Origin of the sequence: Streptomyces sp. NBC_01410, from assembly GCF_045040195.1 — a bacterium.
GTDB lineage: Bacteria > Actinomycetota > Actinomycetes > Streptomycetales > Streptomycetaceae > Streptomyces.
The window spans coordinates 2,140,757-2,166,521 of the sequence record NZ_CP109530.1; the positions used below are offsets into that span (position 1 = coordinate 2,140,757).

The window sequence follows — 25,765 nt, forward strand, 5'->3', positions numbered from 1 at the left end:
GACATGCCCTACACCTGCACCACCTGCGGGGGGAGGCGAGCCATCACGGATGGACGTGAAACGGGCTCGCGAACTCCATGAGAGCCGGCTCATGCGGCTGGCCAACGTGACCGGTGTCGGCACCGGGAGGGACGAGCACTCGGGCGTGGACGTGATCGTCGTCTTCGTCACCCGCAAAGTGCCCCGTGACCGGCTCCGGGCAGAAGACGTGGTTCCCGCACAGCTCGAGGGCGTACCGGTGCGCGTGCTCGCCATCGGCGATGTGTCCGCCCATGACCAGGAGCGCTGAGGGAACCCCTTCGGACCAGGGGAAGAGGTGGACTGGCGTGACGAGCCAGCCCGAAATGATGCGAGGACCGACCGGCGGGCAGGTCAGTGACAGCTCGCGGCAGCAGGCGATGAGCGACTTCCTGCGACCGCAGGCGCCGCTCGCCAACGTCGTCGGCTTCGGCCACGGCGTGAAGTGGAGTGACGGCCGCGCGACGGGCGAAGAGGCCGTGCTCGTCTTCGTGACCCAGAAGGTCCCGGAGTCGATGCTGCCCGAACGGGATGTCATCCCACGGCAGATGGACGACGGAACGCCGACCGATGTGATCGCGGTCGGTCATGTCTCCGCGCAGCGCCGGCAGCGGCAGCAGCCGCGTCGCGGGGTGGAGCCGGAGGCGGCGTACCGGCCCGACGGCAGTGTCGCCGACCAGCTTTCGCAGCTGTCGCAGCCGCTGCTCGAAGAGCTCCGTGAGATGGGCACGCTGGAGCCCCAGCTCCTGCGGCGCCGGCTGCGGCCCGCGCCCTCCGGGATCTCGGTGGGCAACGTACGGGTGACGGCCGGAACGCTCGGCAGCGTGGTGTACGACTTCCTGCCCGGGGCCACGACGGATCCGCCGGGGCCGGGGCTCGGTGTGCCGGGGAAGTTCCACATCCTCAGCAACAACCATGTGCTCGCCGACTCCAACCGCGCGCAGCTGGGCAGCCCGATCGTGCAGCCCGGCGTGTTCGACGGAGGTCAGGATCCGGCGGACCGGATCGCGACGCTGGACCGGTTCATCACCATCCAGTTCGCACCGCAGATCCCGCTGGACCGGCACAACAACGTGGTCGACGCGGCGCTCGGCAAGGTCGAGTTCGAGGACGCGACGCGCGAACAGTACTTCGGCGCGGCGCCGCGGGCCTGGCGGCGCAGGGCGAATGTGGCGGTCGGTGACCTGGTCAAGAAGACCGGGCGTACGACGAACGTCAGCTTCGGCCGGATCGTGGCGGTGGACGCGACGATCGACGTCAACTACGGCACGGCGGGTACGGCCCGCTTCAAGGACCAGATCCTCACGACGAACATCTCGGCGGGCGGCGACTCCGGCTCGCTGGTGACCTCCTTCGACAATGTCGCGGTCGGTCTGCTGTTCGCGGGTTCGTCGGTCGTGACCGTGGCGAACCACATCGAGAACGTCCGCGCGCTGCTGCGCGTCGAAATCGCCGAGCAGCTGGCCTGACGGGAGGGGGCACCATGACCACGCAGGCACGCAAGCAGAAGGGCGGCGCGCAGGCTCACGCCGAGCACCGCTATCTCAACCCGCAGGGCGCGGAGGTCAAGACGCGCGACGAGGCGTTCGCCAGGCCGCTGGAGGTCTCGGCGGAGGCGCTCCAGGCGACGGCGAAGCTGGAACTGCACAACGGCCAGGTGACGTTCGCGATCGAGCTGAAGTACAACCCGAACACCTACCCGCATGTGGTGACGGGCGGCCAGATCACCTCCGGCATCTGCGGCGCCCCGTGGAACATCACGGGCGGCACGATCGGCGACCAGCTCCGGCTGGACGCGGAGCGGGCGGGCCAGGGCTCGTGCGCGAACACGATCACGATCGTGGGCGAGTACCAGAACCCGCCGGCGTACCGGGGGACGTACGGCTTCGAGGGCGCGACGTCGTCGTTCAAGCACACGACCCGCTACGAGTGCTGACGCTCTGAACCGGGGCTCCGCCCCGGCCCCCGGCGTTTGAGGACATGCGGCCGAAGGTCGCCTACGGGGTCCGGGTCGGAGCCCCACCGCGCGGCGGACGCCCTCGGGCGCGGTGGGGCTCAGGGTGTGCCCGGGAGGTGGGGCACGCCGCGCATGCTCGAAGGCCGCACGACCTGGAGGCCTGCCCGCATCGCGCCACGTGCGTGGCGCGCCGGGGGCTCGGGGCGCCACGCACGCCCGAAGGGCGCCTACGGGGTTCTGGGGCGGAGCCCCACCGCGCCGCGAAGCCCGCGCGCCCCGCTTCGGGGACTCAGAGCTCGCCCCCACGCACGGCGCAGGCCCGAAGGGCGTTCGGGGACGTGGGGCACGCCGCGCACGATCGAAGGCCGCACGACCTGGAGGCCTGCCACCATCGCGCCGCGAAGCCTGCGCCCCCCGGGGCTCGGGGCTTTGGGCTGCCCTCACCGCGCCGCGCACGCCCGAAGGGCGCCTACGGGGTCCTGGTGCGGAGCCCCCACCGCGCCGCGAAGCGTGCGCGCCCCCGGGGCGCGGGGGCTCAGAGCTCGCCCCCACGCAGGGCGCAGGCCCGAAGGCCGTTCCGGCCGTGGGGCACGCCGCTCACGCTCGAAGGCCGCACGACCTGGAGGCCTGCCGCCGATCGCGCCGCGAAGCGTGCGCGCCCTCGGGGGACCGGGGGCGTCAGCCCCCTGTCCCTCACTTCCCCCGGGGTCTGGGGGCTTGCCCCCAGTTACGGGAAGGGGCGGGGTGGGGGAAACTCAACCCCCCGACCGCGACCGCGCCTTGAACGCCGCCTTGCGCGCCTCCTTCGCCACCCGCTTGTCCGGGTGCAGCCTCCCCATCGCCTCCAGCACATCCGCCGTCCCCGGGTGCTCCACCCGCCACGCCGCGTCGAAGAAGCCGCTGTGCTGGCCCACCAGGCCCTCGATCAGGCCCTGGAGCTCCTCCAGGTCCCCGTCCGTCGCGTCCAGTTGCGCCGCGATCGTGTCGATGGCCAGCCAGAAGATCATCGACTCCGGCGGCGCCGGCACGTCCGAAGCGCCGCGTTCCGCCAGCCAGACCCGGGCCAGGCCGCCCAGTTCCACGTCGTCGAGGACCGCACGGACCGCCGGTTCGGCCTGCGGGCCGACCAGGGTCAGCGCCTGCTGGCAGTGCAGGCGCCGCAGCGGGGCGCCCGCGTCCGCGCCCCGTGCCGCCGCCAGCAGATCGCGCGCCGAGTCGGCGGGCTCACGCCGGGCGAGCCACTGCTCCGTCTCGGCCCGTGCCGCCAGTTCGGGGTAGCGCGCGAGCCCGTCGAGCAGCACGTCCGCGCCCTTGCCGGCCAGCTCACCGACCGCCGGCGCGTCGATCCCCGCCTCCAGCATCCGCGCCCGGATGCCGTAGAGCCCGAGCGGCGTGAGCTTGACCAGCCCGTAGCGGGAGACGTCCTCGTCGTCCACGGGCGGTGCGGGCTCCTCGCCCTCCTCCGCCATCAACGCCTCGTCCACGGGCCGGTATTCGACCAGGCCGACCGGCTCGAACAGCCGGAACTGGTCGTCCAGACGCATCATCGCCACCGACACCTGCTCCAGGACATCGTCGGTCGGCTCGCCCATGTCGTCGGGCACGATCATCGACGCGGCGAGCGCGGGCAGCGGCACCGGCTCGTCCCCCGCCCCGTGCTCCGTGACGGTCAGCAGATACAGGTTCCCGAGGACCCCGTCGAGGAATTCGGCCTCCGCGTCCGGGTCCCAGTCCAGCGCCTCGTAGTCGATCTCGCCGTCCGCGCGGATCGCGTCGGCCAGGTCGTCGAGGAGCGGCGCGATGGCGTCGGCGTGCACGGCCTCCAGCGCGTCCAGCCAGATCGCGAGGATGTCCTGCGGCGCGCCCGAGGTGATCACCGCGAGGTTCTCGCCCGCCGTGACCGTGCCATGCTCGGCGTCGTCGTCGGCGGGGTCCTGGACCTCGACGAGCCCGGTGTCGACGGCTGCCCGCCATGCCTCACTGGCATACGCGGGGCCGTCGCCCTCCGCCCCGAGGCCCAGCTCTTCGGCGGCCGCGGGCAACTGCTCGTCGACGAGTTCGCCGCCCGCGCCGACCCGCGTGTCCGGCCCCGCCCAGCGGGCGAGCCGAACGGCCCTGGTCAGCAGCGGCGTGGCCAGCGCGTCCCGCGCCAGCTCAGCTTCCGAGTGCAGCCGAACCGGCGGGAGGGTGGGGCGGTCTTCGGGCATCTGCTGCTTCTCCTCGCGGGCATACGGGGTCCGGGCGGCACCCAGCGTAGACGTATTTCACCGGGTTTCGCCGCGCCCGGGCACTGCGCGCGGGACAGCCGCCCAGCAACAGGGCGGTCGCGCCCCGACGCCACCCCGCCCGCACTGGGGTTCATCGCCCCGTCCCCTTCCGTACACCCGTCGACTCTTGACAACTCCCCCGCCCAGCAAAGAGATTGACGCGCGTAGAACTTTGGCACCACCCCTCATCCCTCACATCCGGAGAACCTTTGATGCCTTCCTCCGCCGTACCGAGAACCGCCGCCGTCGCGGCCGTCGTCTCCGTCGCGCTGGCCGCCGGCCTGCTCGCAGGCTCCTCCGCCTCCGCATCCGCCGCCGCCGGGGTCCGGATCCATGACATCCAGGGCGCCACCCGGATATCCCCGCTGGCCGGCCAGCAGGTGACCGAGGTCCCCGGCATCGTCACGGGCGTACGGACCTACGGCTCCAAGGGCTTCTGGTTCCAGGACCCGCAGGCCGACGACAACCCGGCCACCAGCGAGGGCGTCTTCGTCTACACGGGCTCCGCCCCGACCGTCGCGGTCGGCGACAGCGTGATCGTCTCCGGCACGGTCGGCGAGTACATCGCCGGCGGCACGTCCTCCGGCAACCAGTCGCTCACCCAGATCGCCAAGCCCGCGGTCACCGTGGTCTCCTCCGGCAACGCGCTCCCCGCGCCGGTCACGGTCTCCGCCCGGTCGGTGCCCTCGGCGTACGCCCCCACCGGCGACGCCGCCGCGGGCAACAGCATCAACGCGCTCCCGCTCGACCCCGACACGTACGCCCTGGACTACTACGAGTCCCTGGAGGGCACCGACGTACGCATCGGCACCTCCCGCGTCGTCGGCGCCACCGACCCGTACGCCGAGCTGTGGGTGACGGTGAAGCCGTCCGAGCACCGCACCCCCCGCGGCGGCACGCTCTACGGCTCGTACACCTCGCAGAACACCGGCCGGCTCCAGATCCAGCAGCTGGCGCCGCTCGCCGAGAAGCCCTTCCCCAAGGCGAACGTCGGCGATGTGCTCTCCGGCACGACCGAAGGCCCCCTGGACTTCAACCAGTTCGGCGGCTACACGATCACCGCGCGCACGCTGGGCACGGTCACCGACCAGGGCCTGAAGCGTGAGTCGACGCGCAAGCAGAGCCGCGGAGAGCTCGCGGTCGCCACGTACAACGTGGAGAACCTCGACCCGAGTGACCCGCAGGAGAAGTTCGACGCGCTCGCGGCGGCCGTGGTCGACAACCTCGCCTCGCCCGACATCCTCGCCCTGGAGGAGATCCAGGACGACAACGGCGCAAAGAACACCGGCGTCGTCACGGCGGGCGAGACGCTGAAGAAGTTCACCGCGGCGATCACGGCGGCCGGTGGCCCGGCGTACGAGTGGCGGAGCATCGACCCCGAGAACAACAAGGACGGCGGCGAGCCCGGCGGAAACATCCGCCAGGTCTTCCTCTTCAACCCCGAGCGGGTCTCCTTCACGGACCGTCCGGGCGGCGACGCGAAGACCGCGACCGCCGTCGTCGAGGGGGAGAAGGGCCACGCGGCCCTGACGCTCTCCCCCGGCAGGATCGACCCGGCGAACACCGCCTGGGAGAACAGCCGCAAGCCGCTGGCCGGTGAGTTCACCTTCCGCGGCCGCCCGGTCTTCGTGATCGCCAACCACTTCGGCTCGAAGGGCGGCGACGAGAGCCTGGCCTCGCACCACCAGCCGCCGAACCGGTCCTCCGAGACCAAGCGCCTGCAGCAGGCGCAGGCCGTGAACGCCTTCGTCAAGGACATCATCAAGACCGACTGCCGCGCCGATGTCCTGGTCCTGGGCGACATCAACGACTTCGAGTTCTCGGCGACGACGAAGGCGCTGACCGACGGCGGTGCGCTGTACCCGGCGGTCAAGTCCCTGCCGCGCTCGCAGCGTTACTCGTACGTCTTCCAGGGCAACAGCCAGGTTCTGGACCAGATCCTGACCAGCCCGGCGATCGGCGACTTCAGTTACGACAGCGTGCACATCAACGCCGAGTTCGCGGACCAGAACAGCGACCACGACCCGCAGGTACTGCGCTTCCGCCCGTAGGCAGTAGGCCGGTCACACGCCCGCGCGGAAGCTCAGCGCGGGCGTGTGACCGGTGAGCCATCAACCCTGGCCGGGGTCAACAGCCCAGGCCGTGACGTCCAGTTCGGCCGCGGTGCCCATGTCGAGCGTGAAGGGCAGCGTCTGCTTCTCCTCGTCCGCGGACGGCGCGATCACCAGATACGCGCCGGGCTTCGGCGGGTCGAAGGAGGTGACGCGGTTCGTCCAGTTCAGCACGGACACCGCACTCCTCCCGGGCGCGAGCGTGATCGGCTCGGGGCCCCGGACCCTGCCCGCGTCCGCCTCACCGTGGGTGATCTTCAGCTTGAGCGGTTCGCGGTCCTTGTCCAGGGCTCCGACCTGCGGATAGCCGTTGACGTGGTACGCACTTCGCCCGCAGTTCCTCAACGTGATCACGGTGGCCCGGCGCCCCATCGCGGCGTTCACCTCACCGCTGGTGATCACCACGCCGGAGGCGGGGCACACCGTCGGCGTGGGCGTCGGACCCGGCGTCGGAGTCCCTGGCAGCGCACCGTACTGGGGGAAGGGGGACGTGGACAGCGAGCCGGCCTTCACCGGCCACGTCCGGCTGGGGTCCGCCGCGCCCGGCGGCGGCTCCTGCGCGCTCGTACAGCCGCCCAGCACCACAGCCGCCATCACCACCGCCGCCGCCACTCCGGTACGCCTCACAGCACATGCCCCCCATGTCGGTCCTGCCTCGCCCGGAACCCGATCATGGCAGAGGTGAACGCCCGTGCCATGCCTGCCCGTTCACCCGACGGGCGGCCACGTGTCAACTCTTCAGCTCTGCTTGCCCCTCACCCCAAGCAGATCTAAGTGGACCTTCATTGTCCATCGGGCCGACACTGCGGAACATGACCCTTTCACGCCCTTTCGGCCGCGCGCTCTGCGCGATGATCACGCCCTTCACCGCCACCGGCGAGCTGGACCTGGAGGCGGCCGCCCGCCACGCGGTCCATCTGGTGGCCGAGGGCTGCGACGGACTGGTTCTGAACGGCACCACCGGCGAGTCCCCGACCACGACCGACGCCGAGAAGACGGCGCTGGTACACGCCGTGCGCGAGGCGGTCGGTGACACCGCGTCCATCGTGGCGGGCGTCGGCAGCGCGTCCACGCGGCACACGGTCGAGCTGGCACGCGCGGCCGAACAGGCGGGCGCGGACGGCCTGTTGGTGGTCACGCCGTACTACAGCCGCCCGCCGCAGGACGCGATCGAGGCGCACTTCCGTACGGTCGCGGACGCGACGAAGCTCCCGGTGATGCTGTACGACATCCCCGGCCGCACCGGCACCCGTATCGAGGTGGACACGATGCTGCGCCTGGCGGGCCATCCGCGGATCGTCGCCGTCAAGGACTGCGCGTACGACCTGCTCGGCTCGGCCAAGGTGATCACCCGCACCTCGCTGGCGTACTACTCGGGCGCCGAGGAGCTGAACCTGCCGCTGTACGCGGTGGGCGCCGCGGGCTATGTCAGCACGGTCGCGAACGTCGCACCGCGCCCGTTGCGCGCGGTGCTCGACGCGTACGACAAGGGCGACACCGCCGAGGCCGCCCGCCTCAACGGCCGCACGCTCCCGCTGGCCGAACTGATGATGGCCTCGGGCCTGCCGGGCACGGTGACGGCGAAGGCCCTCCTGGACGCGGGCCCGGTCCGCGAACCGCTGCGGCCCGCGGGGCGCGAGGCGGTCGACCGGCTGCGTGCGGCGTACGAGGAGCTGGAAACCGGCTCCGCCGGCGTTTGACGGAGGAGCTGGGGGTCCGGGGGGCCGGAGCCCCCCGGACAGGGCCTAGTTGTGGCTGTGCAGGACCTCGTTGAGCCCGCCCCACACCGCGTTGTTCGGACGCGCCTCCACCGACCCGGTGACCGAGTTCCGGCGGAAGAGGATGTTGCTCGCGCCGGAGAGTTCGCGCGCCTTGACGATCTGACCGTCGGGCATCGTGACCCGGGTCCCTGCCGTGACGTACAGCCCCGCCTCGACCACACACTCGTCGCCGAGCGCGATCCCGACGCCCGCCTCGGCGCCGATCAGGCAGCGCTCGCCGATGACGATCCGGACGTTGCCGCCGCCGGAGAGCGTGCCCATCGTGGACGCGCCGCCGCCGATGTCGGAGCCGTCGCCGACGACGACGCCCGCGGAGATGCGGCCCTCGACCATCGACGTGCCGAGCGTGCCGGCGTTGAAGTTCACGAAGCCCTCGTGCATGACGGTCGTGCCCTCGGCGAGGTGCGCGCCGAGGCGGACGCGGTCGGCGTCGGCGATGCGCACGCCCTTGGGTGCGACGTAGTCCGTCATCCGCGGGAACTTGTCGATGCTGGTCACGGCGAGGTGCAGGCCCTCGGCGCGGGCGTTGAGACGCACGGTCTCGACCTGGTCGACGGCGACCGGGCCGAGCGAGGTCCAGGCGACGTTGGTGAGCAGCCCGAAGACGCCGTCCAGGTTCTGGCCGTGCGGCTGGACGAGCCGGTGGCTCAGCAGGTGCAGGCGCAGATACGCGTCGTGGGCGTCCAGCGGCTTGTCGTCGAGCGAGGCGATGACCGTACGCACGGCGACGACCTCGACGCCACGGCGGGCGTCCGGGCCGATGGCCTTGGCGGCGCCCTCGCCGAGCAGCTCGACGGCACGCTCGGCGGTCAGCCGCTCGGTCCCGGCCGGGCCGGCCTCGGCGGACAGCTCGGGGGCGGGGAACCAGGTGTCGAGTACGGTGCCGTCGGTGGTGAGGGTGGCGAGCCCGGCGGCGACGGCGCCGGTGGTGCGAGGAGCAGTGGTGTCGGTCATGAGGAGAACCTAACCGGCGAGGGCGGGCGGGTGCGAACCGGTCTCACGTCCCGGTCGCGGGCCCGTCGTCAGACACCCCGCGCTCGATGATCCGGCCCAGCATCTCCCGCGCGTACTCGGCCTCGTACGGCGTGTCCGTCAGCAGCACCTGCAGACAGATCCCGTCCATCAGCGCCACCAGCGCCCGCGCCGTGACCGGATCGGTCCGCCGGGCCAGGATCTCGGCGAGGCCCTCGCACCACTCCGCGGCGACCGGCCGCAGCGCGGGCCGCCGCAGGGCGGCCAGATACAGCTCGTACTCCAGCTCCACGCCGGTGCGCTCCCCGGCGAGCCACTCCCCCATCAGCCGGGCGAGTTCCTCGGCGACATCGGCGCCGGGGTCGCCGAGCGCGCCACTGTCCCGTACCGCTGCCCCGAATCCCTCGTTGGTCCGGCGCAGCGCGGCGACCATCAGCTCGTCCAGGGAGGCGAAGTGGTAGGTCGTCGAGCCGAGCGGAACATCCGCCTCGGCCGCGACCGTGCGGTGGCTGAGTCCCCCGATGCCGTTCGTGGCGACCACCCGGATCGCCGCGTCGATGATGCGCCGGCGCCGCTCGGGGTCGTACCGCCGCGCCATCAGTGCGCACCGCCCAGGGTGAGCACGACGACCCCGACGATCACCAGGGCGATCCCGGTGAGCTTGGCGAGGCTGGTCGACTCGCCCAGGAAGAGCATGCCGATCGCGGCGACGGCGGCCGTGCCGACGCCCGCCCAGATCGCGTACGCGGTGCCCACCGACAGGGTCTTGAGCGTCTGCGCGAGCAGTGTGAAGGCGAGCAGATAGCCCGCGACGGTGAGCAGCGAGGGCCACAGCCTGGTGAAGCCCTCGCTGTACTTCATGGCCGTCGTCCCGGCCACCTCCGCCGCGATCGCCGCGGCCAGCAGTCCGTATCCCATGTGTACGAGGGTACACATCGTTGCGTACGCTCGTACACATCGGCGGATCGGGCAATATACATGTACGGGCGCAAGCAACCGGCAGGGCGAGACCCGACGAAAGGCGGCGGACGATGTCCGACCAGGACGAACTCGCACGCATCCACCGCTCCTATCTGACCGCCGCCGCCCTGCACGGCCAGGCCGCCGCCGAAACCCTCGGCCAGAACCCCACCGACGTGTACGCGCTGAGCACACTGGAGCTCGCGGGTCCCCTGACCACCGGCAGGCTCGCCGAGCGGATCGGCCTCTCGCAGAGCGCCACCACCCGGCTCGTCGACCGGCTGGAGCGAGCCGGCCGGGTCCGCCGCGGCCTGGACGCCACCGACCGCCGCCGTGTCGTGGTCGAGTCCGTGCCCCTCACCCCGGAACAGGACGAGGCGGCGTTCGGCGCCGCACGCCGCCGGATGGCCGAGGTCTTCGCGGGCTTCAGCCCCGACGAACTGCGCGTCCTGGTCCGCTACTTCGAGCAGGCTGCGCCCGCGCTGCGCGAGGCGACGGCCGAGACGAGAAAGGCAAAGCGGGGGGCACGGTGACCCCGCCCGCCCCACCCCGCTACGGTGTCCCGTCCGACCAGGCAGAACACACCGGGGCTCACGGCGCCCGGGCCGACGACGCGCGGGAGACACCTCAGTGGCATACGGAAACACACCCCCGCCCGGACCGCCTCCGGGGTGGGGCGGCTGGATGCCCCCGCCGCCGCCCAAGCCCGGGGTGATCCCGCTGGCCCCGCTCGGCCTCGGCGACATCCTCGGCGGCGCCTTCAGCACGATCGGGCGCTACTGGAAGCAGCTGTTCGGCATAGCCGCGGCCGTCTACAGCGCGGCGGCGGGCGCCGTCGGAGTGGCACTGGCGATCATGTACGCGGTTGTCGGCGACCATCTGCGCACGATCTACGACGCGACGCGCGACGAGCCTCCCGTCTGGGACGACATCCGTCCGCTGCTCTTCGCCTTCCTCGCCGTCTGGGGCATCGGCATGATCACCTTCCTGCTGGCCACCGCGATGGTGTACGCCTCCGTTCCGGCGATCCTCCAGGACGCGGTGCTCGGCAGGCCGACCACGTTCGGCGTCGTCTGGCGGCGGGCGGCAGCCCGTGTACCGGCCGTGATCGGCACGGTTTTCCTCGTCGCCCTGGTCTCGGTGATCCCGGTCGCCCTGTTCCTCACGGCTTTCGTCGGCCTGATGATCGCGCTCCTGTCCGCGGGCACGGGGCCGCTGATCGTGCCCCCGCTGGCCTTGGTCGGCGCCATGGCGACCGCGCCGCTCGCCATCTGGCTGTGGGTCAAGTTCTCCCTCGCCCCGGCCGCCGCGGTCTTCGAGGGCCAGGGCGCACTCGCGGCGATGCGCCGCTCGTCGAAGCTGGTCCGCAGCGACTGGTGGCGGATCTTCGGCATCACGCTGCTCACCAGCGTTATGGCCGGTATCGCGGCCTATGTCATCCAACTGCCGCTCAGCCTCGTCCAGATGCTCCCCGGCGCGATCGGCAGCTCGGACCTCGGCTCGGACCCGACCGGATCGCAGGTCATGGTCTACCTCGGTGGTGCGATCGTCCTGAGTCTGGTGAGCCAGCTGATCGGACAGGTGGTGGTCGCCGCGTTCCCGCAGCTGATCGCGAGCCTGCTCTACATCGACCGCCGTATCCGCACGGAGAACCTGGCCCCGACCCTCGCCGAGGCCGCCGCCGTACCGCCCGCCTACTAGAGCTGGTCGCGCTAGTCGAGCAGCGTCTTCTTCGGGCGCAGTACGCAGAACTCGTTGCCCTCAGGGTCGGCGAGCACTACCCAGGTCGCTTCCGGCCCCTGCCCGACACCGGCCCGCCGGGCCCCGAGCCCGATGATCCGCTCGACCTCGGCGGCCTGGTCGTCGGGCGTGAGGTCGATGTGCAGCCTGTTCTTGACGGTCTTGTGCTCGGGGACGGGCACGAAGGTGATCCCCGGCAGGGAGAACTCGTCCGCGCCGATGGTGATCTCGTCCTCGGCCTCGAAGACCACCTTCCAGTCCAGGACCTGGCTCCAGAAGCGGGCGAGCGCCGGCAGATCGTGGGCGTCGATGACGACGGTGTACAGCGAAACGGCCATGCCTGCCAGTGTGCCTGGCGGGCATGGCCGTTTCGAGGATCTGTCTCGGGAGAGTCCGGCTCAGACGTTGAAGCCCAGCGCGCGCAGCTGCTCGCGCCCGTCGTCCGTGATCTTGTCCGGGCCCCACGGCGGCATCCAGACCCAGTTGATCTTCAGCTCATTGACGATACCGTCCGTCGCCGCCTTCGCCTGGTCCTCGATCACATCGGTCAGCGGGCAGGCCGCGGACGTCAGCGTCATGTCCAGGGTGGCGATGTTGGACTCGTCGATGTGGATGCCGTAGATCAGGCCGAGGTTGACGACGTCGATGCCCAGCTCGGGGTCGACGACGTCGTACAGCGCCTCGCGGACCTCCTCCTCGGAGGCAGGCTTCATCGTGGCGGTCTCGTTGTCAGTCATGCCGTCTTCCCTTCGGACAGCGCCTGCGCCGTCGCGTCCTTCCACGCCATCCAGCTCAGCAGAGCACACTTCACCCGGGCGGGGTACTTGGAGACACCGGCGAACGCGACCGCGTCCTCCAGCACCTCCTCCATCGCGTCGTCGGGCTCGATCTGGCCCTTGGACTGCATCAGCTCCAGGAAGGTCGCCTGGATCTTCTGCGCCTCGGCCAGCTCCTTGCCGACCAGCAGCTCGTTCAGTACGGAGGCGGAGGCCTGGCTGATCGAGCAGCCCTGGCCCTCGTACGACACGTCCTCGATCCGAGTACCGTCGTACTTCACGCGGAGCGTGATCTCGTCACCGCACGTCGGATTGACGTGGTGCACCTCGGCGTCGCCATCCCGCAGACCACGCCCGTGGGGGTGCTTGTAGTGGTCCAGGATGACTTCCTGGTACATCGAATCCAGCTTCACGCGTCAGTCCCTCATCCGAAGAAGTTACGGACGTGCTCCAGGCCGTCGATCAAGGCATCGACCTCGCCGGGCGTGGAGTACAGATAGAACGACGCCCGCGTGGTCGCAGGAATTCCGTACCGCAGGCAGACCGGCCGCGCGCAGTGGTGGCCGACCCGGACCGCGATGCCCTGCTCGTCGAGAACCTGGCCCACGTCGTGCGGGTGGATGTCTCCCAGGGTGAAGGAGATCGCCGCGCCGCGCTCCTCGGCCGTGGTGGGGCCGATGATCCGCAGGTCGGGGACCTCCAGGAGACGCTTCACCGCGTACTCGGTGAGGGCGTGCTCATGCTGGGCGATCTTGTCCATGCCGATCGAGGTGAGGTAGTCCACGGCCGCGCCGAGGCCGACGGCCTGGGCGATCGGGGGCGTACCGGCCTCGAACTTGTGCGGCGCGGGAGCGTAGGTGGAGGAGTGCATCGAGACGGTCTCGATCATCTCGCCGCCGCCGAGGAACGGCGGAAGGTCCTCCAGCAGCTCCTGGCGGCCCCACAGCACGCCGATGCCCGTCGGGCCGCACATCTTGTGGCCGGTGAAGGCCACGAAGTCGGCTCCGAGCGCCTGGACGTCCAGCGGCATGTGCGGCGCGGCCTGCGAGGCGTCGATCAGGACCAGCGCGCCCACGTCCTGCGCCCGGCGCACGAGCGCGTCGACCGGGTTGACCGTGCCCATGATGTTGGAGACCAGCGTGAAGGAGACGATCTTCGTCTTCTCGGTGATGATCTCGTCGATGTTGGACAGGTCGAGGCGGCCGTCGTCGGTGAGGCCGAACCACTTCAGCTTCGCGCCGGTGCGCTGCGCGAGCAGCTGCCACGGAACGATGTTGGAGTGGTGCTCCATCTCCGTGATGACGATCTCGGTCTCGTGGTCCACGCGGTAGGGCTCGTCCGCCCAGCCGAGCATGTTGGCCACGAGGTTGAGCGACTCGGAGGCGTTCTTGGTGAAGATCACCTCGTCGCGGCTCGGCGCGTTGATGAAGGCGGCGACCTTGTCGCGGGCACCCTCGTACAGCGCCGTGGCCTCCTCGGCGAGCACGTGGATACCGCGGTGGACGTTGGCATTGTGCTGTTCGTAGTACTCGTTCAGCACATCGAGCACCTGGCGCGGCTTCTGGGACGTCGCCGCGTTGTCCAGGTACACGACCTTCTTCCCGTCGTGGATCAAGCGATCCAGGATCGGGAAGTCCTTGCGGATCGCCTCGGTGTCGAGGAGGCCCGGCAGCTGTGTCACGCGGATACGCCACCCTTCGTGTATGCCTCGTAGCCCTCGGCCTCGAGCTTGTCGGCGAGCTCGGCGCCGCCGGACTCGGCGATGCGGCCGTTCGCGAAGACGTGAACGAAGTCCGGCTTGATGTAGCGCAGGATGCGCGTGTAGTGCGTGATCAGCAGGGTGCCGACCTCGCCGCTCGCGTGGACGCGGTTGACGCCCTCGGAAACCTGGCGCAGCGCGTCGACGTCCAGACCGGAGTCGGTCTCGTCGAGGATCGCGATCTTCGGCTTGAGCAGCTCCAGCTGAAGGATCTCGTGGCGCTTCTTCTCACCGCCGGAGAAGCCCTCGTTCACATTGCGCTCGGCGAAGGCCGGGTCCATCTGGAGCGTCTCCATCGCGGACTTGACCTCCTTCACCCAGGTACGCAGCTTGGGGGCCTCGCCGCGGATCGCCGTCGCGGAGGTACGCAGGAAGTTGGAGACCGAGACGCCGGGGACCTCGACCGGGTACTGCATGGCCAGGAACATTCCGGCGCGGGCGCGCTCGTCGACGGTCATCTCAAGGACGTCCTCGCCGTCCAGGGTCACGGTGCCACGGGTGATCGTGTACTTGGGGTGGCCCGCGATGGAGTAGGCGAGGGTCGACTTGCCGGAGCCGTTGGGGCCCATGATGGCGTGGGTCTCGCCCTGCTTCACGGTCAGGTCGACGCCCTTGAGGATCTCCCGGGGGCCGTTCTCGGCCTCGACGGAAACGTGCAGGTCGCGGATTTCAAGCGTTGCCATGGGTGACTCAGGACTCCTGGGTGACGGAGACGAGCACATCGTCCCCTTCGATCTTGACGGGGTATACGGGGACGGGGCGCGTCGCGGGGAGGCCGGACGGCTTGCCGGTGCGGAGGTCGAAGCTGGAGCCGTGCAGCCAGCACTCGATCTGGCAGTCCTCCACCTCGCCCTCGGACAGCGAGACGTTCGCGTGCGAGCAGACGTCGTTGATGGCGAAGACCTCGCCCTCGGTCCGGACGACCGAGATCGGCGTGCCGTCGAGTTCCACCCGCTTCGGGGTGTCCTCCTCCAGCTCGCTCAGCCCACAGGCTCGGACGAAGGCGGCCATCAGACGGACGCCTCCAGCTCCGCGTCGATCTTGGCGAGCAGGCGCTCCTCGACGTCGGGCAGGCCGATCTTCTGGACCAGCTCGGCGAAGAAGCCGCGGACCACCAGGCGGCGGGCCTCGTCGGCGGGGATGCCACGGGACTGCAGGTAGAAGAGCTGCTCGTCGTCGAAGCGGCCGGTGGCGGAGGCGTGACCGGCGCCGACGATCTCGCCGGTCTCGATCTCCAGGTTCGGTACGGAGTCGACGCGCGCGCCGTCGGTGAGGACGAGGTTGCGGTTCATCTCGTAGGTGTCCGTGCCCTCGGCCTTCGCCTCGATGAGGACGTCGCCGATCCACACCGCGTGCGCGTCCTGGCCCTGCAGCGCGCCCTTGTAGGCGGCGTTGGAGCGGCAGTGCGGGGCGTTGTGGTCGACCAGGAGCCGGTGCTCCTGGTGCTGCCCGGCGTCGGTGAAGTAGAGGCCGAGGAGCTCGGCCTCGCCGCCGGTGCCCGCGTAGGAGACCCGCGGGTGCAGACGTACGAGATCGCCGCCGAAGGTGACCACGATCGACTTGAACGAGGCGTCCCGGCCGACCAGCGCATTGTGCTGGGAGACGTGGACGGCCTTGTCGTCCCAGTCCTGGACGGAGACGACGGTGAGCTTCGCGCCGTCGCCGAGCAGGTAGTCGACGTTGGCGGCGAGGACCGCGTCGCCGGTGTGGTCGACGACCACGACGGCCTCGGCGAAAGCGCCGAGCTCGATGACCTGGTGGGCGAAGGCGGTGCCGCCCTCGCCGTGCACGGCGATCCGGACCGGCTCCGTGAGCACGGTCTCCTTGGGCACGGTGACGACCGAGGCCTTCTCGAAGGAGGAGTACGCCTGGGCGGCCACGCGGTCCACCGGGGTGCCCGCCCTGCCGAGCCGCGCGTCGTCCCGGCCCACGGTCTCGACGACGACGCCTTCGGGCGCGTCGATGTCGACCTTGATGCCGGTGCCGTTCGCGACGGCGGTGCCGTCGTGCAGACCGGCCAGCCGCTCCAGCGGAGTGAAACGCCACTCCTCCTCGCGGCCGTGCGGGACCGGGAAGTCCGCCACGTCGAAGGACGGCGGCGCACTCATGCGGGTGGCGACGGTCGACTCGGCGGCCACCGCGATCGAGCCGGCAGTGGTGGACCCCGCCGGAATGTTCTGAGCCTCAGCCATGGCTGTCGTCGTGCTCTCTCTCTGCCTCTGCGTAAGAAATCAGTCGCTGCTGGGGAGGGCGGGCGGCACCTAGCCGACCGACCCCTCCATCTGCAGCTCGATCAGCCGGTTGAGCTCCAGTGCGTACTCCATGGGGAGTTCCTTGGCGATCGGCTCGACGAAGCCGCGCACGATCATCGCCATCGCCTCGAACTCCGTCATGCCGCGGCTCATCAGGTAGAAGAGCTGGTCCTCGGAGACCTTGGAGACGGTCGCCTCGTGGCCCATGGACACATCGTCCTCGCGCACGTCCACGTAGGGGTACGTGTCGGAGCGGGAGATCGTGTCGACCAGCAGCGCGTCACAGAGCACATTGGACTTCGAGCCCGCAGCGCCCTCGCCGATCTCGATCAGACCGCGGTAGGAGGTACGGCCGCCGCCTCGCGCCACCGACTTGGAGACGATGTTGGAGGAGGTGTTCGGGGCCATGTGGACCATCTTGGCGCCGGCGTCCTGGTGCTGGCCCTCCCCCGCGAAGGCGATGGACAGGGTCTCGCCCTTGGCGTGCTCGCCCATCAGGTAGACGGCCGGGTACTTCATGGTGACCTTGGAGCCGATGTTGCCGTCGACCCACTCCATGGTCGCGCCCTCGTACGCCACGGCGCGCTTGGTGACCAGGTTGTAGACGTTGTTCGACCAGTTCTGGATCGTCGTGTAGCGGCAGCGGCCGCCCTTCTTGACGATGATCTCGACGACGGCGCTGTGCAGCGAGTCCGAGGAGTAGATCGGGGCGGTGCAGCCCTCGACGTAGTGGACGTAGGCGTCCTCGTCGACGATGATCAGCGTCCGCTCGAACTGGCCCATGTTCTCCGTGTTGATACGGAAGTAGGCCTGCAGCGGGATGTCGACCTTCACGCCCTTGGGGACGTAGATGAAGGAGCCACCGGACCACACGGCGGAGTTCAGCGAGGCGAACTTGTTGTCGCCGACCGGGATGACCGTGCCGAAGTACTCCTGGAAGAGCTCCGGGTGCTGCTTCAGCGCGGTGTCCGTGTCGAGGAAGATGACGCCCTGCTCCTCCAGGTCCTCACGGATCTGGTGGTAGACGACCTCGGACTCGTACTGGGCGGCGACACCGGCGACCAGGCGCTGCTTCTCCGCCTCCGGGATGCCGAGCTTGTCGTAGGTGTTCTTGATGTCCTCGGGCAGGTCCTCCCAGGACTCCGCCTGCTTCTCCGTGGACCGCACGAAGTACTTGATGTTGTCGAAGTCGATGCCCGACAGGTCCGAGCCCCAGCTCGGCATGGGCTTCTTGCCGAACAGCCGCAGGCCCTTCAGGCGCAGCTTCAGCATCCACTCCGGCTCGTTCTTCTTCGCCGAGATGTCGCGGACGACTTCCTCGGAGAGGCCGCGCTTGGCAGCGGAACCCGCCGCGTCGGAGTCGGCCCAGCCGAATTCGTACGTACCCAGGCCCTCGAGTTCGGGGTGGGCAGTCTCCGTGGGGAGAGTCATGCGGGGTTCCTCCCGGCCGTGCTTGTGGATGCTGATTCGGTGGTGGTCTGTGGGGCGCTGTGCGGGATGAACGTGGTGCAGACGCCGTCGCCGTGGGCGATGGTGGCCAGACGCTGCACATGGGTTCCCAAGAGGCGGGAGAAGACTTCGGTCTCCGCCTCGCACAGCTGGGGGTACTGCTCGGCGACATGGGCGACCGGGCAGTGGTGCTGGCAGAGCTGTTCGCCGACCGGTGCGCTACGCGCCGTAGCAGCGTACCCGTCGACGCTCAAGGCCTTGGCCAGGGCTTCGGTGCGCTCCTCGGGGGGAGCGGCGTCGACAGCCTTGCGGTAGGCCTCGGCCTGGGCTTCGAGCCGGTCGCGGGCGAAGGCGGCGACGGCCGCCTCTCCTCCGGCGTTCTGCTCGATCCAGCGGAGCGCGTCGACGGCCAGCGTGTCGTACGACTGGTCGAATGCGTCCCGGCCGCAGTCGGTCAGGGCGAACACCTTCGCGGGCCGTCCGCGCGTGCGCGCGCCGTAGACCCGCTGCTCACGGGCTTCGATGACGTTCTCGTGGACGAGCGAGTCGAGATGGCGGCGGACGGCGGCCTGGGTGAGGCCCAGGCGTCCCGCGAGATCGGCCACGGTGGACGGGCCGTGGTCCAGGATGGAGCGCGCGACCCGGTTGCGCGTGGAGCGCTCACCGGTCGCGAGTTCCTCCTGCGGAGCCTCGCCAACGTTTTTCACAACGCCATTGTTGCGTAATTCCTCTGAGCGTGACAACTGCCGTCCAAGGGGTGAGCCGGTGCGCTTCGTCACTAAGGGTTACCTAAGAACAGGGTCCGCCCGGCTGCCGCCGGACTTGCTCTGACCAGGCAATTCCCGCGAATTCAGCCTGCAAGATCGAAACGGTCGGCGACCCTCATCGAATTCACCGGAGTCTTGCCGGAATTTGCCACGAATCCGAGGTCGAACCGGCCGTCGTACAGGCTCTGCCGGGCGGTCCGGGTACAGCTTCGGATCCGACGCGCACGCGATGCTCCGATTGGTGGACGGTTCACCGGCGCTGCCGGCCGGTCGCGCCGGTTCAGGCCATTCACGTCACCGCCGTCCATGGGTCTCGGCCCCCGCTCCCGGGGGTCCTCCACCCCCGCCTAGACTCCTCCGCATGCGAAGCGAGTCCGTCGTCCAGATCCGGGGCCTGGTGAAGCGGTACGGATCCAAGACGGCCGTGAACGGCCTCGACCTCGAGGTCCCCCGGGGCTCCGTGACCGCCGTCCTCGGCCCCAACGGAGCCGGCAAGACCACCACGGTCGAGACCTGCGAGGGCTACCGCCGCGCCGACGCCGGCACAGTGCGCGTCCTCGGCCTCGACCCGGTCACCGACGCCGCGAAGCTGCGCCCGAGGATCGGCGTGATGCTCCAGTCCGGCGGTGTGTACTCGGGCGCCCGCGCGGAGGAGATGCTGCGCCACATGGCCAAACTCCACGCCCACCCGCTGGACGTGGACCGGCTCATCGAGCGCCTCGGCCTCGGCAACTGCGGCCGCACCACCTACCGGCGCCTCTCCGGCGGCCAGCAGCAGCGCCTGGCGCTGGCCATGGCCGTCGTCGGCCGCCCCGAACTGGTCTTCCTCGACGAGCCGACCGCCGGGCTCGACCCGCAGGCCCGGCGCTCCACCTGGGAGCTCGTGTGCGAACTCCGCCAGGACGGCGTCTCCACCGTCCTGACCACCCACTTCATGGACGAGGCCGAAGAGCTCGCCGACGATGTCGCGATCATCGACGCGGGCAAGGTCATCGCCCAGGGCAGCCCGGAACAGCTCTGCCGCGGCGGCGCCGAGAACACCCTGCGCTTCACCGGGCGACCCGGCCTCGACGTCGGCTCGCTGCTCAAGGCACTGCCCGACGGCACGGAGGCGGTCGAGCTCACCCCGGGCGCGTACCGCATCACCGGCCAGGTCGACCCGCAGTTGCTGGCGACCGTGACCTCCTGGTGCGCGCAGCACGGCGTGATGCCCGACGGCATCTCGGTCGAGCGCCACACCCTGGAGGACGTGTTTTTGGAACTGACCGGCAAGGAGCTGCGCTGATGAGCGCCGGTACGTACACACCGCGGCCCGGCGCCGCTCCGGTCGGGCGGATGATCGCGGCGCAGGCCGCGTTCGAGACGAAGATGCTGCTGCGCAACGGTGAGCAGCTGCTGCTCACCGTGATCATCCCCTCGCTGCTGCTCGTCCTCTTCTCGACGGTCGATGTCGTCGACACAGGCAGCGGCGAGCCCGTCGACTTCCTGGCCCCGGGCGTCCTCGCGCTGGCCGTGATGTCCACCGCCTTCACCGGTCAGGCCATCGCGACCGGCTTCGAGCGGCGTTACGGAGTGCTCAAGAGGCTCGGCGCGTCGCCGCTCCCCCGCTGGGCGCTGATGGCCGCGAAGACCCTCTCCGTACTGGTCACCGAGGTGCTGCAGATCGTCCTGCTGACGGTCATCGCCTTCGGGCTCGGCTGGTCGCCGCACGGAAACCCCTTCGCCGTACTGCTGCTGCTCGTCCTCGGCACCGCCGCCTTCTCCGGCCTCGGCCTGCTGATGGCCGGAACGCTCAAGGCCGAGGCGACGCTCGCCGCGGCCAACCTGGTCTTTCTGCTGCTCCTGGTGGGCGGCGGGGTGATCGTGCCGTTGGACAGGTTCCCGGACGCGGTCGCGTCGGTGCTCGCGCTGCTGCCGATCTCGGCGCTGTCGGACGGACTGCGCGACGTGCTCCAGCACGGCGCGGGAGTGCCGTGGGGCGATCTGGGCATCCTCGCCCTCTGGGCGGTGCTCGGACTCGGGGCGGCCGCCCGGCTCTTCCGCTGGGAGTAGCACACGCGGCATCCGCCGACTCACGCGTCTTCCGCCGGGACTGACTCACGCGCCAGTATGAGCCTGCCAAGATCCGCACGGTGGGAGGCGTCGATGGAGCGGACTGCCGCACTGCGACTGGACGCGGAATGGACCAAGGTCAGGTCCCGCCGGGCCGGCGTCTCACCCCGCGAACGCGAGCGCATGCTCACGGATCTCATCGCGGCACTCGCCCCGCACGCCGAGGACGACCTCTCGCTCACCGCGCGGCTCAGCCTGCGCTACGGCGATCTCGCCCGGCACCACTTCGACACGGGCCGCCGCGCCGAGGCCGTGAAGGCCATCCGCGAGGCCGTCCGGCGCTGCGAGGAGCCCGCCGGGCACGACGACGAGCACGCCCGCTGGTACGCCAGGGCACTGATCAGCCAGGCCGTCTATCTCGCCGAGCCGCTCAGCGACGAGCTGGGCATGCCGCGGTACGCCTTCCACCCGGACGGCGAGCAGCCTCCCCCCGAAGACCTCGCGGACGGCCACGCCGCGCTCGCCGCCACCCTGCGGGCCATCGAGGTCTGGGAGCGCCTCGACCGGACCGACCCGCAGAACCGCGAGGGCCTGGCCCAGGCCCATGTCTTCCTCGGCGACCGTCTCGAGGAGCTGGGGCAGCCGGCGGACGCGGCGGCCTGGGCGGTGCGGGCGGAGCGTGAGTTCCATGCCCTGTGGTCGGCACCCGACGCGCGCGAGCCGACCCATGCCGCCGCGCTGGAGCATCTGAGCGACCAGCTGGAGCGCAGGCTGCGGCGCTGCCCCTTCGACGGCGGGCTGACGCGGCTGAGCTCGGAGGGACTGCTTCCGCAGCGGCTGCTGCCGCTCGCGGTGGTGGCGGCGCGTATCGAGGGCATCGAGCCGGACGCGATCGCCGAGGGTCTCCGGCTGGACGGCACGGAGGTACGGCGGCTCCTGCGGGCGCGGTCCTGGCGGGCGGTGTGGCGGTTCGACGTACGCGACGGAGCCGACGGGTCCTGGACTCCGCTGAGGCATCCCTGGCGCGGCACGGACGCGGTGACGGACCGCAGCGCTGAGGCGGTCGCGGCCGAGCTGACGGATGCGTTTCTGCACTCGCCCGACCGCCCGCCGCCGTCGGTGCCGTGGCGGATCGCGGTGTGGTGGGAGGAGGAGGACCGCCTAGACGGCTCGCGCTACCGGCGGACGTACACGCCGCCGCCTTCGCCAACACCCCCCTCGTGACTGTGCTTTCCCGGGGGACACCCCCCTCGTGAAAACATGCACAAGGCCGCGCTTACGATAGGGCCCGTGCAAACCCCCCTCGCCCATATCGCCCAGCGCTGGACGCCCACTCCGCAGACCGTCCGGCGTGCCGCGCTCTCCGCCGTCGTGATGAGCGTAGTCATCATCGTCACCGGCGGCGCGGTCAGGCTGACCGGCTCCGGCCTCGGCTGCGACACCTGGCCCAAGTGCACGGACGACAGCCTCTTCGCCACGCCCGAGCAGGGCATCCACGGCGCGATCGAGTTCGGCAACCGGATGCTGACGTACGTCCTGTCGGCCGCGGTCGGCTGGGCTATCGTCGCGGCGAGCGCGGCGAAGCCGGTGCGCCGCGGGCTGTCCCGGCTGGCCTGGTCGCAGTTCTGGATCGTCATGGGCAACGCCGTCCTCGGCGGCATCACCGTGTGGGCGGGCCTCAACCCCTGGACCGTGGCGGGGCACTTCCTGCTCGCCACCGGACTCCTCACGGTCGCCACGGTCACCTGGCAGCGGGCCGGCGAGGGTGACGGCGCAGCGCGCCCGCGCGTCCCGCGCCCGGTGCGCAAGCTGTCCTGGGCGATCGTCGTCACCTCTGCGCTGCTGATCGCGCTCGGCACCTCGGTGACCGGCTCCGGCAAGCACGCGGGCGACAGCAGCGACGTTCCGCGGATGCCCTGGGACTGGGCGGACGCCGCGCACGTCCACGCGATCGCCGCCTGGGTCGTCTGTGCGCTGGCCGTCGCGATGTGGCTGGTGCTGCGCGTGGTCGACGCCCCCGACGACACGCGGGCACGTGCCCGCGATCTGCTGATCGTGCTGCTCGCGCAGGGGGCGATCGGTTACGTCCAGTACTTCACGCATGTCCCCGAGGCCCTGGTCGCCGCCCATATGCTCGGCTCCGCGCTGATGTGGATCGCGGTGGTGCGGCTCGCACTGAGCCTGCGCGAGCGTCCGGAGACGACGGCGGACCAGGTCCCGGTCCAGGCCGACTCCGCGCTATCGCACGCCTGACAGCGCGTTGTCCGACAGTCCGTAGACGCGGCGGGCATTGCCCGCCGCGATCATCCCGGCGACCCGGTCCGCGTCCGTACGGGACCAGGCGCCGTCGCCGACCCAGCCGTCGAGCACCCGCGCCAGCGCCTCCTTGAAGATCCGCGCGCCCACCACATGCAGTTCGGGCAGCCCGCGCGCGCCGCTGGAGAAGAGCAGCTTCCCGAACGGCGCGAGTTCCAGGATCTCCGCGAGCACGGCCGCCGCCCGCGCCCCCGTATGTACGAGGGCGGGCCCCAGATCGGCGTACACATGCGGGAACACGCTGGCCAGATGTGCGGCGTGACGGTGGTACGGATAGCCGTGCAGCAGCACCAGATCGGTGCCGAGACCCGCCGAGGCGGCCGCGAAGCCGGTCATCAGCATCGGGTCCTCCACGCCGACGTGCAGCTGGAGCGGCAGTCCCGAGGCGACCGCGATCCACAGCAGATGCCGCACCAGCACCGGATCGGTGAGCCTGCCGCCGACCTGCCGTCCTGCCAGCCAGCGCCCTGCGGCCCCGCGCACCTCCCCGGGGCCAGGCGGTTCCGGGGCCAGGGCGAGCCCGTGTCCGACAGCCGCCACCGAGGTGAAGGCGACGGCGGAGGCGGCGGCCCCGTGCACTGCCTCGGCGAGGTTCGCGAGGAAGCTGTCGACGGTGCCTGAGGTGTCGGCGACCTGTTCGGCGAGCAGTTCGAGGCGCACGATCTCCCGTGCCTCTGCCGCGCCCGCGGCGGCGATCTCGGGTGGCCCGGTGAGATCCCCGGGCAGTCCCGTGTCCACCAGATAGGTGGAGATCCCGCTGCCTCTCAGCAGCCGTCTGCCCGCCTCCAGCACGCCCAGCTCGCGGCGGCGGGCGAGATAGTGGGCGGGCGGGCAGTGCGGCTCAAGACCCAGCAGCGGCGGGCACCAGCGCCGTACCGCGAAGCCGGTCTGGGTGTCGAAGAACGTGGTGCCGGGTGCGGGCGGCCCGGCAGTCCTGCCCAGATGCGCCTCGAAGGTGCCGAGGCCCAGCTCCGTGCGGAGCACGCCGTGGCAGTACTGGTCCACGAGGGTCGGGGTGTCGATCATCCGGGCTCCCAGTCATGGACCGTGTTTCCACAGTCCTAACGGGTGACACCCCGACGAGGTGTTGCTCAGCCGTTGGACGGACCGCCGAGCTGGATGCCTGCCATCCGGCTCCACTCGTACGGACCGGTGCGGACCTTCGCGGCGAACTCGCCGTCGAAGGACTCGTGCAGCGTGATCCCGGCCTTCTCGGCCGCGGCCTCGGCGACGGAGTGGTTCGGCGCGACGAGGTCGCCCCAGCCGCCGTCCTCGCCGACGAGCACGATGCGGGTGCCCATCTGGCCCATGTACGCGAGCTGCCCCTCGGCGCCGCCGTGGGCCTTGGAGAAGGCGCCGATCTGCTTGGCGAGCCTGGCCGCCTTGCGCTCTGCCTGCTTCGCCTGCTTGGTGTCTGCCATGCCGCGATGCTACTCGGCGGTAGGGCGGATGTGCCAGCGCCGAATCAGCTCAGGAAGGGGTCGATCGCGACGGCGACGAAGAGCAGCGACACATAGGTGATGGACCAGTGGAAGAGCCGCATCTCCTTGAGCTTGCCGCCCGTCTCGCCCGCCTTGGCGCGGTTCTGCAGGGAGTGCGCCTCCCACAGCCACCAGCCGCCCGACGCCAGCGCCACCGCGGTGTAGAACCAGCCGGTGTAGCCGAGCGGCGTGAGCAGCAGCGAGACCGCGACCATCACCCAGCTGTAGAAGACGATCTGGCGGGCGACGACCCGGTTGGAGGCGACGACGGGGAGCATCGGAACGCCCACGCGCGCGTAGTCCTCCTTGACCTTCATCGACAGCGGCCAGTAGTGCGGCGGCGTCCAGAAGAAGATGACGAGGAAGAGGATGACCGCGGCCCACGACATCGAGTTGGTGACGGCGGACCAGCCGATGAGGACCGGCATACAGCCCGCGATGCCGCCCCAGACGATGTTCTGTGAGGTGCGGCGCTTGAGGATCATCGTGTAGACGATGACGTAGAAGAGCAGGGCGCCGAGCGACAGGGCGGCGGACAGCCAGTTGACCAGCAGCCCGAACCAGAGTGTGGAGACGACGGCGAGTGCGAGGCCGAAGACCAGGCCCTCGCGCGGCGACACCATTCCGGTGACCAGCGGGCGCTGGTTCGTACGGTCCATCAGCGCGTCGATGTCGCGGTCGATGTACATGTTCAGCGCGTTGGCGCCACCCGCGGACAGGTAGCCGCCGATGCACGTCGTGAGCACGAGCCAGAGGTCGGGCACATCCTGTGCGGCCAGGAACATCACCGGAACGGTGGTGATCAGCAGCAGCTCGATGATCCGCGGCTTGGTCAGCGCCACGAATGCCTTGACGCGGGCCCCGAACGGCCGATGGCCCCCCGGGCTGGGAGTCAAGACGACCCCTGCGGGTCGGGACTCGACGGCCGTCACGCACACCCCTGACAGAGAAAATCCCAGCAAGCTCCCGGAGTGAAGACCGGTGAAGACTTGCGCGTACCACGCCACTCTAGACGTTGCCCAGACACCGATCTTCGCGGGGGTGGCCTCGTGTTGAGCGGTGACCGGGCGGCGCGCGTATACATCGCCGACAGGCGGGGACCCGGCT

At 70.5% G+C, this 25,765-nt stretch carries 28 protein-coding genes; 11 read left to right on the forward strand and 17 right to left on the reverse strand.

The annotated features are described in order from the left end of the window. The first annotated feature begins 49 nt into the window (after nt 1-49). The 3 genes from OG741_RS09900 to OG741_RS09910 are packed head-to-tail and all read left to right on the forward strand — an operon-like array spanning nt 50 to nt 1,954. Entirely contained in the window at nt 50-289 is a 240-nt protein-coding gene (locus OG741_RS09900) for a hypothetical protein (protein ID WP_405596421.1), read from the forward strand. A gap of 58 nt (nt 290-347) precedes the next feature. Then, nucleotides 348-1,487 (forward strand): hypothetical protein, encoded by a 1,140-nt coding sequence (locus OG741_RS09905; RefSeq protein WP_405605492.1) that lies wholly within the window; start codon nt 348-350, stop codon nt 1,485-1,487. 14 nt (nt 1,488-1,501) lie between these two features. Further along, nucleotides 1,502-1,954 carry a hypothetical protein gene (locus OG741_RS09910; RefSeq protein ID WP_266477670.1) on the forward strand — a complete coding sequence of 151 codons (453 nt, stop codon included), beginning with the start codon at nt 1,502-1,504 and terminating at the stop codon, nt 1,952-1,954. 776 nt (nt 1,955-2,730) lie between these two features. Here the strand turns inward: OG741_RS09910 and OG741_RS09915 are convergent. After that, nucleotides 2,731-4,182, reverse strand: coding sequence for a hypothetical protein (locus OG741_RS09915; protein WP_405596422.1), 1,452 nt, complete (start codon nt 4,180-4,182; stop codon nt 2,731-2,733). A 272-nt stretch (nt 4,183-4,454) separates the two neighbouring features. On the opposite strand from OG741_RS09915, the gene OG741_RS09920 reads away from it, so the two are divergent. Then, on the forward strand, nt 4,455-6,293 hold the full coding sequence (locus OG741_RS09920) for an endonuclease/exonuclease/phosphatase (RefSeq protein ID WP_405596423.1): 1,839 nt from the start codon (nt 4,455-4,457) through the stop codon (nt 6,291-6,293). A 60-nt stretch (nt 6,294-6,353) separates the two neighbouring features. Here the strand turns inward: OG741_RS09920 and OG741_RS09925 are convergent, their stop codons facing one another. Further along, nucleotides 6,354-6,980: a DUF4232 domain-containing protein gene (locus tag OG741_RS09925; protein WP_405596424.1), complete on the reverse strand. Its 627-nt coding sequence runs from the start codon at nt 6,978-6,980 to the stop codon at nt 6,354-6,356. Nucleotides 6,981-7,165: 185 nt separating this feature from the next. Between OG741_RS09925 and dapA the strand changes: the two genes are divergently transcribed. Continuing rightward, on the forward strand, nt 7,166-8,053 hold the full coding sequence (dapA, locus tag OG741_RS09930) for a 4-hydroxy-tetrahydrodipicolinate synthase (RefSeq protein WP_405596425.1): 888 nt from the start codon (nt 7,166-7,168) through the stop codon (nt 8,051-8,053). Nucleotides 8,054-8,098: 45 nt separating this feature from the next. On the opposite strand, the gene dapD is transcribed toward dapA, so the two are convergent. The 3 genes from dapD to OG741_RS09945 are packed head-to-tail and all read right to left on the reverse strand — an operon-like array spanning nt 8,099 to nt 10,024. Next, nucleotides 8,099-9,088: a 2,3,4,5-tetrahydropyridine-2,6-dicarboxylate N-succinyltransferase gene (gene dapD, locus OG741_RS09935; RefSeq protein WP_405596426.1), complete on the reverse strand. Its 990-nt coding sequence runs from the start codon at nt 9,086-9,088 to the stop codon at nt 8,099-8,101. A gap of 43 nt (nt 9,089-9,131) precedes the next feature. Further along, nucleotides 9,132-9,704, reverse strand: a complete 573-nt coding sequence (locus tag OG741_RS09940; protein ID WP_405596427.1) for a TetR/AcrR family transcriptional regulator — start codon at nt 9,702-9,704, stop codon at nt 9,132-9,134. Next, nucleotides 9,704-10,024 (reverse strand): multidrug efflux SMR transporter, encoded by a 321-nt coding sequence (locus OG741_RS09945; RefSeq protein WP_266477657.1) that lies wholly within the window; start codon nt 10,022-10,024, stop codon nt 9,704-9,706. The genes OG741_RS09940 and OG741_RS09945 overlap by 1 nt, the downstream gene beginning before the upstream one ends. Before the next feature lie 113 nt (nt 10,025-10,137). Between OG741_RS09945 and OG741_RS09950 the strand changes: the two genes are divergently transcribed. Together OG741_RS09950 and OG741_RS09955 are read left to right on the forward strand one after the other, a co-directional pair. Then, entirely contained in the window at nt 10,138-10,599 is a 462-nt protein-coding gene (locus tag OG741_RS09950) for a MarR family winged helix-turn-helix transcriptional regulator (protein ID WP_266477656.1), read from the forward strand. Between the two features lie 151 nt (nt 10,600-10,750). After that, on the forward strand, nt 10,751-11,767 hold the full coding sequence (locus OG741_RS09955) for a hypothetical protein (protein ID WP_405596428.1): 1,017 nt from the start codon (nt 10,751-10,753) through the stop codon (nt 11,765-11,767). Nucleotides 11,768-11,778: 11 nt separating this feature from the next. On the opposite strand, the gene OG741_RS09960 is transcribed toward OG741_RS09955, so the two are convergent. From OG741_RS09960 to OG741_RS10000, 9 genes are all read right to left on the reverse strand, one after another. Then, nucleotides 11,779-12,144 carry a VOC family protein gene (locus OG741_RS09960; RefSeq protein ID WP_266477655.1) on the reverse strand — a complete coding sequence of 122 codons (366 nt, stop codon included), beginning with the start codon at nt 12,142-12,144 and terminating at the stop codon, nt 11,779-11,781. A 60-nt stretch (nt 12,145-12,204) separates the two neighbouring features. Beyond that, a complete protein-coding gene (locus OG741_RS09965; RefSeq protein WP_266477654.1) occupies nt 12,205-12,543 on the reverse strand; it encodes a metal-sulfur cluster assembly factor in 339 nt (112 codons plus the stop codon). After that, nucleotides 12,540-12,995 carry a Fe-S cluster assembly sulfur transfer protein SufU gene (gene sufU / locus OG741_RS09970; RefSeq protein WP_324990233.1) on the reverse strand — a complete coding sequence of 152 codons (456 nt, stop codon included), beginning with the start codon at nt 12,993-12,995 and terminating at the stop codon, nt 12,540-12,542. The genes OG741_RS09965 and sufU overlap by 4 nt, the downstream gene beginning before the upstream one ends. An 11-nt stretch (nt 12,996-13,006) precedes the next feature. Continuing rightward, nucleotides 13,007-14,263, reverse strand: a complete 1,257-nt coding sequence (locus OG741_RS09975; protein WP_405596429.1) for a cysteine desulfurase — start codon at nt 14,261-14,263, stop codon at nt 13,007-13,009. Further along, nucleotides 14,260-15,024 carry a Fe-S cluster assembly ATPase SufC gene (gene sufC, locus OG741_RS09980; RefSeq protein WP_142216415.1) on the reverse strand — a complete coding sequence of 255 codons (765 nt, stop codon included), beginning with the start codon at nt 15,022-15,024 and terminating at the stop codon, nt 14,260-14,262. Before sufC ends, OG741_RS09975 begins: the two co-directional genes overlap by 4 nt. A 7-nt stretch (nt 15,025-15,031) precedes the next feature. Beyond that, on the reverse strand, nt 15,032-15,352 hold the full coding sequence (locus tag OG741_RS09985) for a bifunctional 3-phenylpropionate/cinnamic acid dioxygenase ferredoxin subunit (RefSeq protein WP_142216416.1): 321 nt from the start codon (nt 15,350-15,352) through the stop codon (nt 15,032-15,034). Continuing rightward, nucleotides 15,352-16,533 (reverse strand): Fe-S cluster assembly protein SufD, encoded by a 1,182-nt coding sequence (sufD, locus tag OG741_RS09990; protein ID WP_405596430.1) that lies wholly within the window; start codon nt 16,531-16,533, stop codon nt 15,352-15,354. The genes OG741_RS09985 and sufD overlap by 1 nt, the downstream gene beginning before the upstream one ends. 69 nt (nt 16,534-16,602) lie before the next feature. Continuing rightward, the gene (gene sufB, locus OG741_RS09995) at nt 16,603-18,024 is read right to left on the reverse strand and encodes a Fe-S cluster assembly protein SufB (protein ID WP_405596431.1); all 1,422 of its coding nucleotides are present in this window, start codon (nt 18,022-18,024) and stop codon (nt 16,603-16,605) included. After that, complete coding sequence (locus OG741_RS10000; protein WP_405596432.1) at nt 18,021-18,749, reverse strand: helix-turn-helix transcriptional regulator; 729 nt, start codon at nt 18,747-18,749, stop codon at nt 18,021-18,023. The genes sufB and OG741_RS10000 overlap by 4 nt, the downstream gene beginning before the upstream one ends. Nucleotides 18,750-19,170: 421 nt before the next feature. On the opposite strand from OG741_RS10000, the gene OG741_RS10005 reads away from it, so the two are divergent. From OG741_RS10005 to OG741_RS10020, 4 genes are all read left to right on the forward strand, one after another. Further along, entirely contained in the window at nt 19,171-20,094 is a 924-nt protein-coding gene (locus OG741_RS10005) for an ABC transporter ATP-binding protein (RefSeq protein ID WP_405596433.1), read from the forward strand. After that, the gene (locus OG741_RS10010; RefSeq protein WP_405596434.1) at nt 20,094-20,861 is read left to right on the forward strand and encodes an ABC transporter permease; all 768 of its coding nucleotides are present in this window, start codon (nt 20,094-20,096) and stop codon (nt 20,859-20,861) included. The genes OG741_RS10005 and OG741_RS10010 overlap by 1 nt, the downstream gene beginning before the upstream one ends. A 93-nt stretch (nt 20,862-20,954) precedes the next feature. Beyond that, nucleotides 20,955-22,085: a hypothetical protein gene (locus OG741_RS10015; RefSeq protein WP_405596435.1), complete on the forward strand. Its 1,131-nt coding sequence runs from the start codon at nt 20,955-20,957 to the stop codon at nt 22,083-22,085. 36 nt (nt 22,086-22,121) lie between these two features. Beyond that, a complete protein-coding gene (locus OG741_RS10020) occupies nt 22,122-23,114 on the forward strand; it encodes a COX15/CtaA family protein (protein ID WP_405596436.1) in 993 nt (330 codons plus the stop codon). Here OG741_RS10020 and OG741_RS10025 read toward each other — a convergent pair. From OG741_RS10025 to OG741_RS10035, 3 genes are all read right to left on the reverse strand, one after another. After that, nucleotides 23,100-24,203: an amidohydrolase family protein gene (locus OG741_RS10025; RefSeq protein ID WP_405596437.1), complete on the reverse strand. Its 1,104-nt coding sequence runs from the start codon at nt 24,201-24,203 to the stop codon at nt 23,100-23,102. The genes OG741_RS10020 and OG741_RS10025 overlap by 15 nt on opposite strands. Nucleotides 24,204-24,268: 65 nt before the next feature. Continuing rightward, the gene (locus tag OG741_RS10030; protein WP_328679239.1) at nt 24,269-24,598 is read right to left on the reverse strand and encodes a hypothetical protein; all 330 of its coding nucleotides are present in this window, start codon (nt 24,596-24,598) and stop codon (nt 24,269-24,271) included. A gap of 44 nt (nt 24,599-24,642) precedes the next feature. Beyond that, nucleotides 24,643-25,590 (reverse strand): heme o synthase, encoded by a 948-nt coding sequence (locus OG741_RS10035; protein WP_405596438.1) that lies wholly within the window; start codon nt 25,588-25,590, stop codon nt 24,643-24,645. Between the last annotated feature and the right edge of the window lie 175 nt (nt 25,591-25,765).

What these genes read in the sequence shown, in the direction of transcription:
- OG741_RS09900 (WP_405596421.1), top strand. Translation starts at nt 50, where the DNA reads ATGGACGTGAAACGGGCTCGCGAACTCCATGAGAGCCGGCTCATGCGG.
- OG741_RS09905 (WP_405605492.1), top strand. Translation starts at nt 348, where the DNA reads ATGCGAGGACCGACCGGCGGGCAGGTCAGTGACAGCTCGCGGCAGCAG.
- OG741_RS09910 (WP_266477670.1), top strand. Translation starts at nt 1,502, where the DNA reads ATGACCACGCAGGCACGCAAGCAGAAGGGCGGCGCGCAGGCTCACGCC.
- OG741_RS09915 (WP_405596422.1), bottom strand. Translation starts at nt 4,182, where the DNA reads ATGCCCGAAGACCGCCCCACCCTCCCGCCGGTTCGGCTGCACTCGGAA.
- OG741_RS09920 (WP_405596423.1), top strand. Translation starts at nt 4,455, where the DNA reads ATGCCTTCCTCCGCCGTACCGAGAACCGCCGCCGTCGCGGCCGTCGTC.
- dapA (WP_405596425.1), top strand. Translation starts at nt 7,166, where the DNA reads ATGACCCTTTCACGCCCTTTCGGCCGCGCGCTCTGCGCGATGATCACG.
- dapD (WP_405596426.1), bottom strand. Translation starts at nt 9,088, where the DNA reads ATGACCGACACCACTGCTCCTCGCACCACCGGCGCCGTCGCCGCCGGG.
- OG741_RS09940 (WP_405596427.1), bottom strand. Translation starts at nt 9,704, where the DNA reads ATGGCGCGGCGGTACGACCCCGAGCGGCGCCGGCGCATCATCGACGCG.
- OG741_RS09945 (WP_266477657.1), bottom strand. Translation starts at nt 10,024, where the DNA reads ATGGGATACGGACTGCTGGCCGCGGCGATCGCGGCGGAGGTGGCCGGG.
- OG741_RS09950 (WP_266477656.1), top strand. Translation starts at nt 10,138, where the DNA reads ATGTCCGACCAGGACGAACTCGCACGCATCCACCGCTCCTATCTGACC.
- OG741_RS09955 (WP_405596428.1), top strand. Translation starts at nt 10,751, where the DNA reads ATGCCCCCGCCGCCGCCCAAGCCCGGGGTGATCCCGCTGGCCCCGCTC.
- OG741_RS09960 (WP_266477655.1), bottom strand. Translation starts at nt 12,144, where the DNA reads ATGGCCGTTTCGCTGTACACCGTCGTCATCGACGCCCACGATCTGCCG.
- OG741_RS09965 (WP_266477654.1), bottom strand. Translation starts at nt 12,543, where the DNA reads ATGACTGACAACGAGACCGCCACGATGAAGCCTGCCTCCGAGGAGGAG.
- sufC (WP_142216415.1), bottom strand. Translation starts at nt 15,024, where the DNA reads ATGGCAACGCTTGAAATCCGCGACCTGCACGTTTCCGTCGAGGCCGAG.
- OG741_RS09985 (WP_142216416.1), bottom strand. Translation starts at nt 15,352, where the DNA reads ATGGCCGCCTTCGTCCGAGCCTGTGGGCTGAGCGAGCTGGAGGAGGAC.
- sufD (WP_405596430.1), bottom strand. Translation starts at nt 16,533, where the DNA reads ATGGCTGAGGCTCAGAACATTCCGGCGGGGTCCACCACTGCCGGCTCG.
- sufB (WP_405596431.1), bottom strand. Translation starts at nt 18,024, where the DNA reads ATGACTCTCCCCACGGAGACTGCCCACCCCGAACTCGAGGGCCTGGGT.
- OG741_RS10005 (WP_405596433.1), top strand. Translation starts at nt 19,171, where the DNA reads ATGCGAAGCGAGTCCGTCGTCCAGATCCGGGGCCTGGTGAAGCGGTAC.
- OG741_RS10010 (WP_405596434.1), top strand. Translation starts at nt 20,094, where the DNA reads ATGAGCGCCGGTACGTACACACCGCGGCCCGGCGCCGCTCCGGTCGGG.
- OG741_RS10015 (WP_405596435.1), top strand. Translation starts at nt 20,955, where the DNA reads ATGGAGCGGACTGCCGCACTGCGACTGGACGCGGAATGGACCAAGGTC.
- OG741_RS10020 (WP_405596436.1), top strand. Translation starts at nt 22,122, where the DNA reads ATGCACAAGGCCGCGCTTACGATAGGGCCCGTGCAAACCCCCCTCGCC.
- OG741_RS10025 (WP_405596437.1), bottom strand. Translation starts at nt 24,203, where the DNA reads ATGATCGACACCCCGACCCTCGTGGACCAGTACTGCCACGGCGTGCTC.
- OG741_RS10030 (WP_328679239.1), bottom strand. Translation starts at nt 24,598, where the DNA reads ATGGCAGACACCAAGCAGGCGAAGCAGGCAGAGCGCAAGGCGGCCAGG.